1 protein-coding gene is annotated in these 536 nt (G+C 60.6%); it reads right to left on the reverse strand.

The features are described from left to right. Window positions 1–55: 55 nt before the first annotated feature. Window positions 56–536, reverse strand: a 481-nt coding sequence (locus JMY24_RS38190; RefSeq protein WP_201704151.1) for a DDE-type integrase/transposase/recombinase, incomplete at its 5' end; no start/stop codon positions are given.

Genomic DNA, 536 nt, shown 5'->3' on the forward strand with positions numbered 1-536 from the left:
GGGCTTTGTCAACTTGCCGGTAGCGAGACGAAATGGTGGCAGAGGTCATCATTGCTCAGCGAGCATTCGACGGATTCTGGGTGAGGTCGGTGAATTCGTGCCACGCAGCGAATCGGGCCGCGAGGTGTTTGCGATAGAGCGAAGCACGCAGCAGATGCCGCTTGAGCGCGAAATGCTGCCGTATCGGACCGAAACACGAGAGGAATGCCTGCGTGCGTTTGCAGTCGCGAAATCCCCGCATGCGACGCTCGCGTTCGCGGGTAGGTTGGTGGCTGTTCTCCGCTCGGTTGTTCACGCGCGCCGCGGCTTTAACGAACACGTGTTTGACGTTCGCCAATTCGGGAATGTCGGCCTTTGCGGCCGGGTAGCTGCGCAACTGGTCGGTCACGATCTTGCGCGGCACAGGGCATGAGCGAAGTACGCGGTTGAAGAAACGTTTGGCTGCAGCCTTGTCACGCCGCTTCTGCAACAGGATCTCGAGTTCGGCACCATGCTCATCGACGGCCCGCCACAGCAGGTATGGCTCACCGCGCAGC

Origin of the sequence: Paraburkholderia kirstenboschensis, from assembly GCF_904848585.1 — a bacterium.
Classification (GTDB): Bacteria; Pseudomonadota; Gammaproteobacteria; order Burkholderiales; family Burkholderiaceae; genus Paraburkholderia; species Paraburkholderia kirstenboschensis.